Genomic DNA, 14,034 nt, shown 5'->3' with positions numbered 1-14,034 from the left:
AAAATCGTTGATTAATAGTCAACGATTATTTTTTAAGATTATTATATTTATCTACTAACTCTTTGGACATTTTATCAAGAGTTTTAATATCATTTTCATCAGGCTCTAAGTTAATTTTGACGCCTTCTGATCCTTGAATAGCATTTGCCTTTTTGAATTGATCAATGAACTTATCAACGGATGTGTTGTATGAATCTTCATAGAAATCATCGCCTGATCCAGCAACACCAAAGACCTTATTCGAAAGATCCATATCTGCTAAATCGTCAAAGAAATCCAGACCTTCTTCAGGAAGGTGACCTTCATCATAAGTATAAGCACAAACTACACAAATATCAGCATTTAATAATTCTTCTGTGTCAGTTTGTGAAATTTCAGTTTCCTTGACTTCAGCACCTAAATCTTCTAAGCCTTCAGTAACAATGTCTGCCAAATCTTCATTATTACCAGTTATGGTTGCAAATACAACATGTGCTTTCAATATTTTAATCGATCCCTTCTAAATATTAATCAAATATTTTAAACATTCATATAATAATTATACTAGGAAAGTGAAAAACTATGAACCCAAAGATAACTAAAATTTCTTCACAAAAACGTAAAGGTCGTTTCAACGTATATATCGATGATCATTATGCTTTTCCAATTAGTGAAAATGTAATGATTAAGTATCGAGTATTTAAAGGTATGGAGGTAGATGAGAAACTTAAGCATGAGTTAATTAATGCTGATAATATTTCTAAATTATATAGTAAAGCTATCGACTTCTTGTCGCATCAATTAAGAACTGAGAACGAAGTTGTAAAAAAGCTAAGCAATTTTACTGAAGATGATTCTGAAATTGAAACAGTAATTAATCAATTAAAAGACCAACATTTAATTAATGATCAAAATTATGCCGATAGTTATGTTAGAACTGAAGTTAAAAAACAAGATAAGGGTCCCTCGAATGTATTTTTTAAATTAAAATCTAAGTCAGTTAGTGAAGATAAAATTCAAAATGCAATTGAAAATTTTTATAGTGATGAAGATGCAATGGACAACTGTATTGTCCAAGCTAAAAAGATTTTTAATAAACATAAGCGGGATGCATTTAAAAACAGAGTCCAGAAAACTAAAGTGAATTTAATAAAAAAAGGATATAGTACTGATACCGTAATATCTGCAATTGATGCTTTAGCTTTAGAACCTGACGATGAACAACAAGAAAATTTATTGGAAGAACAAGGTGAAAAATTTTGGTTACGCAATAAAAAATACGATAATCAAAAAAGAAGCTTAAAAACTAAGCAGTCACTTTACCGCAAAGGCTTTAATATTGATGATATTAATCACTTTATAGATTCCAAGCTTAATAATTTTTAAAATGTTATAATTTATCCTAAAGAAGGAGTTAATTTATGTATGATTAATAAAATAAAAAGTTCATCATTAATTTTATGGACGATAGAGTTATTGTTGGTAGTTAGTATTATCTTTATATGTACTAAATTAGATTTTATTTTCTCGCCAATTGGGACATTCTTTTCGGCGGTATTTATTCCTATATTAATCGCTGGAGTTTTATTTTATATGTTGAATCCAGTTGTTAATTTGTTAATGAAAATTCATATTGGTAAAAGAAATATGTCTAGACTAATGGCAATAATACTTGTTTTTGTATTATTAGGTTTATTAATTTTTTATACTACATATTCTCTTATGCCTAGAATTATTACCCAGGTGACTAATTTATTTAATAATTTGCCATCACTAGCTAATGATACAACCAACTATCTAAAGGGTTATTCACACAAGGGATTTATGAAGAATGTATATTTAAGTGACTATGTAAATAAATTTCAAAGTTATATATATTCTTATGCTCAGAAATTTTTAAGTGGATTAACGAGTAGTATTGGTTCTGTAATTTCAATGGCGGCATCAACAGTGGTTGTTTTGATTACAGTACCAGTAATGTTATTTTATATGTTAAAAGATGGACACAAATTATTACCAGGGATTGCAAAGGTTTTACCACCTAAACGTCGTGACAACACAATAGATTTATTAACAAAAATGAGCAATACTATTTCTAACTATATCGGTGGTCAAATGATTGAATGTCTATTTGTTGGAGTATTTACATCAATTGGATATATCTTAATAGGACAAAAATATGCTTTATTATTAGGATGCTTTGCTGGAATATGTAATATTATTCCTTATGTTGGACCTTATATTGGAATTATGCCTTCATTATTTGTTTCCTTATCCGAAGATATCACTAAAGTAATTGCTGTAGTGATAGTAGTTTTAATTGTTCAACAAATTGATGGTAATTTAGTTTATCCAAATGTTATTGGAAAATCTTTGAATATTCATCCACTAACCATTATAATTATTTTATTAGCAGCTGGTAATATTTCTGGCTTGTTAGGGATGATTTTAGCCATTCCATTATATGCGGTTGTTAAAGTAATCGTTCAATACGTATATTCTATATGGCTATTACAACGAGAAAAAGAATAGCACACATGCTAAGAAACAGGAGATTTTATGAAAAAAGTAATTACTTATGGAACCTTTGACCTATTACATAAGGGTCATGTAAGGTTATTAAAACGAGCAAAGGCATTAGGTGATGATTTAACTGTATGTGTATCAACTGATGAATTTAATGCTGAAAAGGGTAAAAAAGCATATACTTCTTATGAAGATCGTAAATATGTATTAGAAGCAATTAGATATGTTGATCATGTTATCCCTGAAAAGGGATGGGATCAAAAGATTAAAGACGTTCAGGATAATAATATTGACATCTTTGTCATGGGTGACGATTGGAAAGGTCAGTTTGACTTTCTAAAAGATTATTGTGAAGTAGTTTATTTACCAAGAACTGAAGGTATCTCAACCACTAAAATCAAGCATGACTTAGGTCTTAATGATGATAAAAAATGGGAAGCTAAATAAATAATATGAAACATCCTTAGGATATTATATTCTAGGGATGTTTTTTATATGTTACAATTAAAATTATATATTATTTTAAATACGGAAGGATTCAAAAAAATGAGTAGTAATAAAAGCTTAGACAAAAGTGTAGATAAAAGACGAACTTTTGCGATTATTTCTCATCCGGATGCTGGTAAAACAACAATTACTGAACAATTACTTTTGTTTGGGGGAATTGTTAGAGAAGCTGGTACAGTTAAGGCTAAAAAGTCAGGTAACTTTGCCAAATCAGATTGGATGGAAATCGAAAAGAAACGTGGTATTTCTGTAACTAGTTCAGTTATGCAGTTTGATTATGCAGGTAAAAGAATTAATATTTTGGATACTCCTGGACATCAAGATTTCTCAGAAGATACTTACCGTACTCTAATGGCAGTTGATTCTGCTGTTATGGTAATTGATGCCGCTAAGGGGATTGAACCACAAACTAAAAAGTTATTCCAAATTTGTAAGATGCGTGGAATTCCTATTTTCACATTTATGAATAAAATGGATCGTGATAGTAGAGATCCAATGGAACTAATTAGTCAATTGGAAGATGTTTTAGGAATTGAAGGATATCCTATGAACTGGCCTATTGGTTCGGGTAAAATATTGAAGGGACTATATGATCGATACAATAAGAGAATTGAATTATATCGTCCAAAGGATGAAAACAAGCCTTATCTACCACTAGATGATGATGGCAATTTATTATCACCTGATCCAATTACTGATGACACTATTTACCAAGATGCTAAAGAAAGTATGGATTTAATTACTGAGGCTGGAAATCCATTTGATGAAGATAAAATAAGAAATGGTGAACAAACTCCTGTATTCTTTGGTTCAGCTTTAGTTAATTTCGGGGTTAAGACATTTTTAGATGCATATTTAAAATTTGCTCCTAAGCCAAGTGAGCATGAAACTACAAATGATGTTGATGTTAAGCCAGATGATGAACAATTTTCTGGATTTGTATTTAAGATTCAAGCTAATATGAATCCTAGACATCGTGATCGTATTGCTTTCGTTCGTGTTTGTTCTGGAATGTTCGAAAGAGGTATGGATGTTACTTTGGATAGAAATCAAAAGAAGTTGCGTTTATCTAATGTTACTGAATTTATGGCTAATACTCGTGAAAATGTAGAAAATGCGGTTGCTGGTGATATTATCGGTTTATATGATACTGGTAATTTTCAAATTGGTGATACCATTTATTCTGACAAACGAAAGATTGAATTCACTAAGTTGCCACAATTTACTCCTGAAATGTTTATGAAGGTTTCTGCAAAGAATGTTATGAAGCAAAAATCATTCCATAAAGGAATTAAGCAATTAGTACAAGAAGGTGCCGTTCAACTTTATACTGCTTATACTACTGGTGATTATATTCTTGGTGCTGTTGGTCAATTACAATTTGAAGTTTTTCAATTTAGAATGCAAAATGAATATAATTCGGAAGTAGTAATGGAACCAATGGGACATAAAACTGCTCGTTGGATTGATCCATCACAACTAGATGAAAAGATGTCTTCTTCTAGAAACATTTTAGTGAAAGATACTAATGATGAACCATTATTCTTATTTGAAAATAAATTTGCTGAACGTTGGTTTGCAGATAAATACCCAGATGTTAAATTAACTTCAAAATTATAAAGAAAAAAGCCTAATCTTTTAAGATTAGGCTTTTTGTATGTCACTTGATTTTATATAGTATAAATTGTTAATTTCATACCAAAGAATATTTTCATTGTCTAATATCGAATGAGTAATCATAACTTTTTTGCTTTTTACATGATCGTTAATAATTTCTCCACCAGGATAGTTAAATATTTGAGTCCTTTTTGTTTTTAAAAATGCTGCTGCATTCATTTTTTGAAATTTCCAATTATTTGTATTAGTTAGTTTCTTACCAAAAGGATAATAAATTTGGGTAAATTCTTTATCTATGATCCATTGATCACTTCCAATATTTAGCCAGATGGAATCATTCTTTTGTAATTTAGCAAAAATCTTCCAAGTACTATTTTGTGGAATAAATCCTATGAGTTTTGATAATTCAGCATTGTCGAATACCTTAGTAATTTGACTAGTTTTAATATAGAAATTTACATTAGTTAATTGCAACCAGTCATATTTTTTGTAATATAATACTACAGATTGTACTTTATTATTAAATGTTCCATTTAAATTACCACTATGAGATATATTTTTATATCCATTTATTTTGGGAGGTTTAACTTGGTATAAACTGTTTATTTTACCAGTCTTAATTTCAGGAGATTTAAGTAATAAATAATTTTCGATATTTATAAAGAATACACTAACTGGTTTTCCATATAATTTTTGATATTCAATAAAGACTTCATTATTATCTACAAAATATTTTAAATTGCCGGTTATATTATAGATGACATAATTTTTGAAACTAGGAATTATATAACTATGTCTTGTATTTTTAGGACCATAAAATATTTCATCTTTTGCTAGTTTCTTACCATTTTCATCTATACAATGTACCTTCATTGCATTTAGTGGGAGGGTGTTTTCTGATTTTTGGCTTTCGTTATTTAAATTTGTTTTTTTGTAATTATTTCTTTGAAAATTATTTTTTATAATTTTTTTAAATATTTTAAACAATGCATATCCCTCCCATACATTATAATAACATATGAGAGTTTAATTTTTACTTTTCAATTACCTATAATTTTTAATTAATATACAAATTTATCGCATTAATATGTTTTATTATTAAACAATCATATATAATAGAGAAGAAAGAAGGAATATTATTATCAATGAGCAAAAATATACTGAATTATTAAATCAACTAAAAAATAATGAAATTAGTAAATTAGTGATAAAACCAGATGAATTTCTTGATTTTCAAGTTGCATTCATGAATTTTGATACTAGAAAAAGAGTTTCTGGCAAAGCGAGTGAAAATGGAATAATCACTTATACTTACTTGTCTGATAATAATTCTGATAATTAACAAATCTTGTATTTTATAAAATTAATTGATATTCTAAAATTATTATGTAAATAAGAGGAGATTTTAAAATGGAAAAAAGTCAATTTAAAATAGTTTCAGCAACAGGAATTCATGCACGTCCAGCAACATTGTTAGTTCAAACTGCAAGTAAATTCAAGTCTGAATTAAGCTTGACTTATCAAGACAAGTCAGTTGATTTAAAATCAATCATGGGTGTAATGTCATTAGGAGTAGGCCAAAATGCTGATATAATTGTTTCAGCAGAAGGTGACGATGAAAAAGACGCAATTAATGCAATTTCAGAATCATTTAAAAAAGAAGGTTTAATTGATTAAGAATGCTTAATTATGAAGGAATTGCAGCCAGCAAGGGGTATGCAATTGCTAACGCATATAAATTAGTGCACCCCAATTTGTCTTTTTCTACAATGAAAATTGGTAATCCTAGTAAACAAGTTAAGCGTTTAAATAATGCTATTAAAAGAGCTGTCAATGACTTAAACAAAATTGAAGAAGTAGTTATTACTAATATGGGATCGGCTTCTTCAGAAATATTTAAATTACAAGCAACTTTTATTTCAAGCCCAAACTTTATTAATGAAGTTTCTAGCGTTATTATCGATAGTAAAGTTAATGCTGAAACTGCTGTAAGTGAAATATTGGAGCGCAGGATTAGTAAACTTAAGAATGCTGGTAATGGTAAATTTGTGTTAGATAAGATCAAAGACATAGATGATATCAGAAAAAGATTGCTTGCTTATTTATTAAATAAGAACATGTCTGATTTAGCTTTGATTCAGTCACCTGTGATTGTTGTTTCAGAAGATTTAACACCAAATGACATTATTCAATTAAGTAATAAAAATGTTAAAGGGGTTATTGCTGACTTAGGTACAAATACTTCACATTCCGCTATTTTGACAAAATCTTTAAATATTCCATCCATATTTGGCTTAAATAATATTAGTAAGAATGTTTCTAACGATGATTTAATTATTGTTAATGGAATGTCTGGCGAGGTAATTGTTAATCCAAGTAATGAACTGGTTAAAGAATATAGTCTTAAGATAACTAAGTATAATCAAACTGAAAAGCCACTAGATAAATTAAAAAAACGAAATGCATTTACAAAAGATGGTAAAAAAATAGGGATTAATGCAAATATTTCTAGCCCTAAAGAAGTTAACTTGATAAAAAATTATATGATTGATGGTATTGGGTTATATCGAACTGAGTATTTATACATTGATTCTTATTCTTTACCTACCGAAGATGAACAATTTAATGTCTACAAAAATATTCTTTCTTCAATGAATAATAAACCAGTAGTGATTAGAACTTTAGATATTGGTGGAGATAAGCAGGTTCCATATTTAGATAATAATGATAGTAGTGAGAGAAATCCTTTTTTAGGTAATCGATCGATTCGTTTTAGTTTGTCTAAAACAATTATTTTTAGAACTCAAATTAGAGCTTTATTGCGTGCATCTATTTATGGAAATCTTTCTATCATGTTTCCAATGATTTCTGAATTAAATGAATGGTATAAAGTTAAAAAGATAATTAATGAAGAAAAGAGAAAATTGGATGATGGAGGCATTGCTTATAAAAATCCTAAATTAGGAATTATGGTTGAAGTACCTTCTGTTGCTATAATGGCTGATCAATTTGCTAAAAATGTTGATTTTATGAGTATTGGAACTAATGATTTAATTCAATATGTAATGGCTGCCGATCGTGGAAATCCAACGGTTGCAGCTTTAGATAATCCTTTAAATCCAGCTTTATTAAGAATGCTTGAAAGAGTTGTTAATGTTGCTAATGCATATAAGATGGATATTTCTCTTTGTGGTGAAATGGCATGTAATCGATATGCTTTACCTATTTTAATAGGGATGGGTTTTAAAAATTTGTCTATGAATATTAATTCTACTTTAGACGTTAAGGCCTTACTTAGTTTATTAGATTATAGTTTAATGCAAAAAATGTCTGAAGAAATTATTAAAAATGCATGTACGGTTAAGGATGTTATTAAAATAGAACAACGATTTATAAAAATTTAATCACTTTTTGAACTAAAGAATGCTTTGTAAATATAATTCTTTAGCTCTTTTTTTATTCGACTGTTTGCAAAGGCAAGACCAAAAACATATAATTACAATAAATTGAAAGCTTAAAAGGAGGTGGTGGTATTTTGAACATTGGAATATTTACTGATACTTATTTTCCGCAAGTCAGTGGGGTGGCAACATCAATTAAAACTTTAAAAGATCAATTAGAAAATAATGGTCATCAAGTTTATATTTTTACTACTACTGATCCGCATGTATCCAAAAATACTTATGAAAAAAATATATTTAGATTTTCTAGTATTCCATTTGTTTCTTTTACAGATCGTAGAATAGCTGTTAGGGGAATGTTTCAAGCTTATCAAATAGCTAAGAAATTAAATTTAGATATAATTCACACACAGACAGAATTTTCCATGGGAATGATAGGAAAATTTGTTTCTAAATTTTTAAGAATTCCCTGTTTGCATACATATCATACTATGTATGAAGACTATCTACATTATGTTGCTAATGGGAAATTATTAAAACCGGTGCATGTTAAAGAAGCAACTTTGGCCTTTTGTCATAATATGTCAGGGGTGATTGCGCCTAGTAAACGTGTATTGGACACTTTAGTTAGATATGGAATAAAGAGTCCAATTAGAATTATTCCAACTGGAGTTAATATTAATAAATTTGATGTTAATCCAGAAAAGAGCCTTAAAAGTGAGCTAGGTTATAAAGAAGATGTTCAAATACTGTTGTCAGTTAGCCGATTAGCATATGAAAAAAATATATCTGGCTTAATTGATATAATGCCTAAAATTATTAATGAAAAACCAAAAACACAATTAATGATTGTTGGTGATGGACCAGCTAAAAAAGATTTGGAACAACAAGTACAAAAAATGAATTTATCTAATAATGTTAAGTTCATTGGTGAGATTAGTAATGATAGGATTAGTTCTTATTACCATTTAGCTGATTTATTTGTTTCTTGTTCTAGTTCTGAATCACAAGGCTTAACTTATATTGAAGCAATGGCTTCAGGTGTAAAAGTTGTTGTTACTTCTGGCCCATATACTGATGATTTATTAGATAATAAGGCCTTAGGAATGACATTTTCAAGTGAAGATGAATTTGTCTCAGATATACTAGGGTACTTAGATAATAAAGTTCAATTTAAGTCAAATGATGCTAACAACATCAGAGCTAAGAAGCTTCATGAGATTTCTGCACAAAACTTTGCTGATCGTGTGATAGCTTTTTATAAAAACGCACAGATTGAATACAATAATCAAATTAGAAACTCGACTAGAATAAACGATTAGGAGGGCTTATGTTAAATATCAATATGCTTTCTACGGCTGATAAAGTCAAAGGTCAGGGAGTGGGAAGCGCTTATCTTGAATTGATTTCAATGCTTAAAAAACATTTTCCAAATGAATTTAATATTGAAATCAATAAGCATGGTAAATCTCAAATCACTCATTATCATACAATTAATCTTAGTTATTATTTTTCTACTTTTCTTTCTAAACGCGGGAGAAAAATCGGTTATGTTCATTTTTTACCTGAAACATTAGAAGGAAGTTTAAAGTTACCTAAACTAGTTAAATGGATTTTTTACAAATATGTCATTGCTTTTTATAAAAGAATGGATCATATTGTAGTTGTCAATCCAACCTTTATTCCAAAATTAGAAAAATATGGTATATCTAAAAACGATATTACTTATATTCCCAATTTTGTTAGTAAAAAGGAATTTTATCCTCTATCAGATGAAAAGAAAGCTGATATCAGAAAAAATATGGGTTTTAATAGAGATGATTTTATAGTAGTAGGTACAGGTCAAGTTCAAACAAGAAAAGGTGTCTTAGATTTTGCTAAACTTGCACAGTCTAATCCAGATGTTCAATTTATCTGGGCTGGTGGATTTTCATTTGGCAAAATTACTGATGGTTATAAGCAACTAAAATTATTAGTTGATAATCCACCTAAGAATCTACATTTCCCAGGAATAGTTGATCGCAATGTGATATTTAAATATTATAATATTGCAGATCTATTTTTATTGCCTTCATATAATGAACTATTTCCAATGTCAGTTCTTGAAGCCTTTTCTTGTGGTACACCAGTTATGTTAAGACATCTTGACTTATACAAGAAAATTATTGAGGGCTATTATGTTCCATTTGACAACTTTGATGAAATGGATGCTCAACTTAAAGAATTAAAAAATAATCATAATAAATTAGAAGCTTTATCTGATAAATCGCTTAAAGCTTCTGAATATTATTCTGAGGAACATTTAGCATCAATATGGTATGACTTTTACATATCTCAAGCAAAAGAAGGTTAAAAATGTCAAAAAAAATGCAATCACTTTTGTTATTATGTTTCTGTTTGGTGCATTTATATTTTGGTACTTTATTAGAGACATTCAAATTAGTGTTTTGATTCAAGACTTTTTCACCATTAATTGGTGGTGGATTTTAGTAGCATTTATGTGTATGGCACTTTATTTAGGGCTAGAAGCAGTTATTACTAAAATAATCGTTAACACACAGTCGAAGCGTTTTACTTTTAAAGATGCTCTAAGAGTTCCTTTAGTAGAACAGTTATTTAATGGTATTACGCCATTTTCTTCTGGCGGTCAACCAGGTCAGTTATATGTATTGGTTCAAACAGGAGTGGATGCAGGTAAAGCCAGCTCTGCTCTTTTGATGAAGTTTATTATATTCCAAGGGATGATTGTATTAAACTTTATAATGAGTCTTATTGTTGGATTTCAATATATTGAAGAAAAACTTCATTATCTTGCTATTTTTGTTATTTTTGGATTTATTATTCACTTATTTGTAATCGCGATTTTACTATTAATTATGTATTGGTACTCATTTACCAAAAAAATGATTGACATAGTTATTAGGCCGGTTCGCCTTTTCATTAGTAATGATAAATTTGTTAGTTTTAAGAATATGATTGATGAAAAAGTAGATAATTTCCACCAAGAAAGTGTAAAGATAGCTAAGCAATGGAAACTTATGTTTAAGATTATTATTATTACATTTTTCCAACTAGCTTTTTATTATCTTATCCCTTATTTTATAATGCTGTCACTAGGATTTAGTAAGGTAAATATTATTGTTGTGGTTAGTTTACATGTTTTAATATTTATGATTATATCTTTGTTTCCTATTCCTGGTGGAGCAGGTGGGGCAGAATATAGTTTTGAGGCTTTGTTCAAAAGTTATATAACTAACAGTACAAAACTAGTTTTGGCACTTATAATTTGGCGATTGTTGACTTACTATTTAGGAATGATATTAGGTGCGATAGCATTATTTATTAAACCAGATAAAATTTCTAAAAAATAAATTTATTTTCGGAGGCATTGATAATGTCCAGTAACATTAAAAATACCAGAAGATTTATTAATACTAAGTTTGGATTCTTTGTATTAACTATTTTACTTTTCTGGTTAAAAACTTATATTTCATATCGAATGGATTTTACTTTAGGTGCTAAGGGTGGAATCCAAGAATTTTTATTAGCAATCAATCCGATACCAGCTGCATTACTTATTTTTGGAATAGCGCTCTATTTTAGAGGTAAGTTGGCATATTGGTTAATGTTAATTATTAATTTCATAGAATCAATATGGCTGTTTGCTAATATTGTTTATTACCGAGAATTTTCTGACTTCTTATCTTTTGGAGTTATTAAAGGTTCCGGTGATGTTCAAAATAATCTTGGTAAAAGTCTAGCAGAAATTATTCATCCACTAGATTTTATTGTATTTGCGGACATAATAATCTTAATTATCCTATTGTTATTTAAGGTAATTAAAGTTGATCACTGTCCGTTTAAAAAGAAGAATGCCTTTGCGGTAACTATTTTGTCTATCGTTTTGATTTTTGCAGAGTTTGGTATTGCAAATGCTAACCGTTCTGGGCTATTAACTAGAACTTTTGACAATAATTACATTGTTAAATATTTAGGACTAAATGAATATGCTGCATTTAATGGTTATCAAACATATAAAGAAAGTAAAACTCGTTCTGAAGCTAAGCCATCTGATATGAATGATGTTCTTAAGTATCTAAAAAATAACCGTAGTTCACCTAATATGGAATATTTTGGTAAGGCTAAGGGCAAAAATGTTTTTATTTTGCATTTGGAAAGTTTTCAACAATTCTTAATGAATTATAAAGTGGATGGTAAGGAAGTTACGCCTAACTTAAATAAATTTTATAATAACAAAAGTACGCTTTCTTTTGATAACTTTTACCATCAAGTATCTCAGGGGAAAACCTCTGATGCTGAGATGATGCTAGAAAATTCATTATTTGGATTACCACAAGGCTCAGCAATGGTTAGCTATGGTAGTCAAAACACTTATCAAGCGGCACCTGCAATTTTGGCTCAAAATGGGTATAGTACTGCAGCATTTCATGGGGATGTTCCAAGTTTTTGGAATCGTGACAATACTTATAAGTCTTGGGGATATCAATATTTCTTTGATTCAGATTATTATACTGAAAAGCCTTCATATAGTGTTGGGTATGGACTTAAAGATAAAATATTCCTAAAAGATTCTGCTAAGTATATTCAACAATTGCCACAACCATTCTATGCTAAGTTAATTACATTAACTAACCATTATCCATATGAACTTGATAAGCAAAATCAATCTTTCCCAGCAACTAAGACTGGTGATGATACGGTTGATCCTTATGTTCAAACAGCTCATTATTTAGATCAAGCTTTTGGAGAATTTGTTAACTACTTGAATAAGACAGGCTTGATGAAAAATAGTATGATTGTTCTTTATGGTGATCATTATGGTATTTCTAATAATCACAGACCTGCGATTGCTCAATTATTGCATAAGAAAAATATTAATAGTTATGATTTAGCTCAATTCCAAAAAGTGCCATTTATGATTCATATGAATGGCTTAAAAGGTGGCATTAATCACACTTATGGTGGTGAAATTGATGTGTTACCTACATTGCTACACTTATTGGGTTACAAGGATAATAATACTATCCAATTTGGTAATGATCTTCTATCTAAGCATCGTAATCAAGTAGTTGCATTTAGAAACGGTGATTTGGTTTCTCCTAAATATACTGTTGTTGGTGGAAACATATATAATACTAAGACTGGGTCAATTATTAATCCTAGCACTAATCAGAAGAAAGAAATAAAATCTATGCAAGATCATGTTACAAATGAACTTTCCTTATCAGATAGGGTTGTTTTGGGTGATCTTTTGAGATTTTATAAGCCAAAAGGATTTAATACAGTCGATAAAAAAGACTTTAATTATAAGTATTCTGCTGCAATGAAGCAATTAAAAGAAGCTAATCAAAAGAAGCATTCTGACTTGCTTAATAAATTGCATACTAATGATACTGAAAATCTATATAAAACAGACGCTCCTGAATTAAAATAGGTAATATAAAAAGAGTATTCACATAATAATACGTGAATGCTCTTTTTTGTTGACGTTTTATGTTTATATTGGTATTATTATATCTGCTGTTATTGGTTTATAACATTTAACAAAATAATTGTAAAAAGTTATTGACGTTATTTTATAGCTTTGGTATTATTATAAATGTCGTTGAAAAGAACAAGTTAGTTATTGAAAATAATTATAAAAAGTTGTTGACTTTCACTTGTTAAGATGGCATAATGATTAATGTTGCGTTGTTGATATGACAAAGAGCAACAAATTAATTCAAAAATTTAATTATAAAAAGTTGTTGACATTAAGTTGATAAGCTGATATAATTAAAGAGCTGCTTGTTGAAAGCAGTTAACTGATAAGTAGATCTTTGAAAACTGAACAAGATTGATAATCGATGATGTGTAAGGATTCTTATGATTTAGATCATAAGAAATTAAACATTGCGAAGTCAATTCGCTTATAAAAAACAATTAATTTGATGAGCTAGTTAAAAGCTTTTCATCTATAAGATGAGAGTTTGATCCTGGCTCA

Annotated in this window: 13 protein-coding genes; 11 read left to right on the top strand and 2 right to left on the bottom strand. The window is 28.9% G+C overall.

Annotation, left to right across the window (positions count from 1 at the left end):
• Positions 1-25: 25 nt before the first annotated feature.
• Positions 26-484 (bottom strand): flavodoxin, encoded by a 459-nt coding sequence (locus C7N41_RS00065; RefSeq protein ID WP_105963738.1) that lies wholly within the window; start codon positions 482-484, stop codon positions 26-28.
• Positions 485-561: 77 nt separating this feature from the next.
• On the opposite strand from C7N41_RS00065, the gene recX reads away from it, so the two are divergent.
• From recX to C7N41_RS00045, 4 genes are all read left to right on the top strand, one after another.
• Positions 562-1,365 (top strand): recombination regulator RecX, encoded by an 804-nt coding sequence (gene recX / locus C7N41_RS00060; protein WP_105963737.1) that lies wholly within the window; start codon positions 562-564, stop codon positions 1,363-1,365.
• A gap of 39 nt (positions 1,366-1,404) precedes the next feature.
• A complete protein-coding gene (locus C7N41_RS00055; RefSeq protein WP_105963736.1) occupies positions 1,405-2,511 on the top strand; it encodes an AI-2E family transporter in 1,107 nt (368 codons plus the stop codon).
• A gap of 27 nt (positions 2,512-2,538) precedes the next feature.
• A complete protein-coding gene (gene tagD, locus C7N41_RS00050) occupies positions 2,539-2,952 on the top strand; it encodes a glycerol-3-phosphate cytidylyltransferase (RefSeq protein WP_105963735.1) in 414 nt (137 codons plus the stop codon).
• Positions 2,953-3,051: 99 nt separating this feature from the next.
• A complete protein-coding gene (locus C7N41_RS00045; protein ID WP_105964061.1) occupies positions 3,052-4,632 on the top strand; it encodes a peptide chain release factor 3 in 1,581 nt (526 codons plus the stop codon).
• Positions 4,633-4,656: 24 nt separating this feature from the next.
• Here C7N41_RS00045 and C7N41_RS00040 read toward each other — a convergent pair whose 3' ends face one another.
• Positions 4,657-5,616, bottom strand: a complete 960-nt coding sequence (locus C7N41_RS00040) for a MucBP domain-containing protein (RefSeq protein ID WP_105963734.1) — start codon at positions 5,614-5,616, stop codon at positions 4,657-4,659.
• A 217-nt stretch (positions 5,617-5,833) separates the two neighbouring features.
• On the opposite strand from C7N41_RS00040, the gene C7N41_RS00035 reads away from it, so the two are divergent.
• The 7 genes from C7N41_RS00035 (at position 5,834) to C7N41_RS00005 (ending at position 13,485) form a co-directional block, all read left to right on the top strand.
• Positions 5,834-5,971 carry a hypothetical protein gene (locus tag C7N41_RS00035; protein WP_306418666.1) on the top strand — a complete coding sequence of 46 codons (138 nt, stop codon included), beginning with the start codon at positions 5,834-5,836 and terminating at the stop codon, positions 5,969-5,971.
• A 68-nt stretch (positions 5,972-6,039) separates the two neighbouring features.
• Positions 6,040-6,306, top strand: a complete 267-nt coding sequence (locus C7N41_RS00030) for a phosphocarrier protein HPr (protein WP_105963732.1) — start codon at positions 6,040-6,042, stop codon at positions 6,304-6,306.
• Between the two features lie 2 nt (positions 6,307-6,308).
• Positions 6,309-8,033, top strand: coding sequence for a phosphoenolpyruvate--protein phosphotransferase (gene ptsP, locus C7N41_RS00025; RefSeq protein ID WP_105963731.1), 1,725 nt, complete (start codon positions 6,309-6,311; stop codon positions 8,031-8,033).
• Between the two features lie 131 nt (positions 8,034-8,164).
• Entirely contained in the window at positions 8,165-9,352 is a 1,188-nt protein-coding gene (locus C7N41_RS00020; RefSeq protein ID WP_105963730.1) for a glycosyltransferase family 4 protein, read from the top strand.
• Between the two features lie 8 nt (positions 9,353-9,360).
• A complete protein-coding gene (locus tag C7N41_RS00015) occupies positions 9,361-10,383 on the top strand; it encodes a glycosyltransferase family 4 protein (protein WP_105963729.1) in 1,023 nt (340 codons plus the stop codon).
• Entirely contained in the window at positions 10,349-11,401 is a 1,053-nt protein-coding gene (locus tag C7N41_RS00010; protein ID WP_167390218.1) for a lysylphosphatidylglycerol synthase transmembrane domain-containing protein, read from the top strand. Before C7N41_RS00015 ends, C7N41_RS00010 begins: the two co-directional genes overlap by 35 nt.
• Positions 11,402-11,424: 23 nt before the next feature.
• On the top strand, positions 11,425-13,485 hold the full coding sequence (locus tag C7N41_RS00005; RefSeq protein WP_105963728.1) for an LTA synthase family protein: 2,061 nt from the start codon (positions 11,425-11,427) through the stop codon (positions 13,483-13,485).
• The last annotated feature ends 549 nt before the right edge of the window (positions 13,486-14,034 follow it).

Source organism: Apilactobacillus micheneri (genome assembly GCF_002993975.1).
Classification (GTDB): domain Bacteria; phylum Bacillota; class Bacilli; order Lactobacillales; family Lactobacillaceae; genus Apilactobacillus; species Apilactobacillus micheneri.
Note: the sequence above shows the minus strand (reverse complement) of the source record. Positions and strands in the feature narration are given on the sequence as shown.

Bases quoted from the DNA above. Each gene is read 5' to 3' on its own strand.
- C7N41_RS00030 (WP_105963732.1), top strand. From the start codon at position 6,040: ATGGAAAAAAGTCAATTTAAAATAGTTTCAGCAACAGGAATTCATGCA.
- tagD (WP_105963735.1), top strand. From the start codon at position 2,539: ATGAAAAAAGTAATTACTTATGGAACCTTTGACCTATTACATAAGGGT.
- ptsP (WP_105963731.1), top strand. From the start codon at position 6,309: ATGCTTAATTATGAAGGAATTGCAGCCAGCAAGGGGTATGCAATTGCT.
- C7N41_RS00055 (WP_105963736.1), top strand. From the start codon at position 1,405: ATGATTAATAAAATAAAAAGTTCATCATTAATTTTATGGACGATAGAG.
- C7N41_RS00005 (WP_105963728.1), top strand. From the start codon at position 11,425: ATGTCCAGTAACATTAAAAATACCAGAAGATTTATTAATACTAAGTTT.
- recX (WP_105963737.1), top strand. From the start codon at position 562: ATGAACCCAAAGATAACTAAAATTTCTTCACAAAAACGTAAAGGTCGT.
- C7N41_RS00015 (WP_105963729.1), top strand. From the start codon at position 9,361: ATGTTAAATATCAATATGCTTTCTACGGCTGATAAAGTCAAAGGTCAG.
- C7N41_RS00010 (WP_167390218.1), top strand. From the start codon at position 10,349: ATGACTTTTACATATCTCAAGCAAAAGAAGGTTAAAAATGTCAAAAAA.
- C7N41_RS00045 (WP_105964061.1), top strand. From the start codon at position 3,052: ATGAGTAGTAATAAAAGCTTAGACAAAAGTGTAGATAAAAGACGAACT.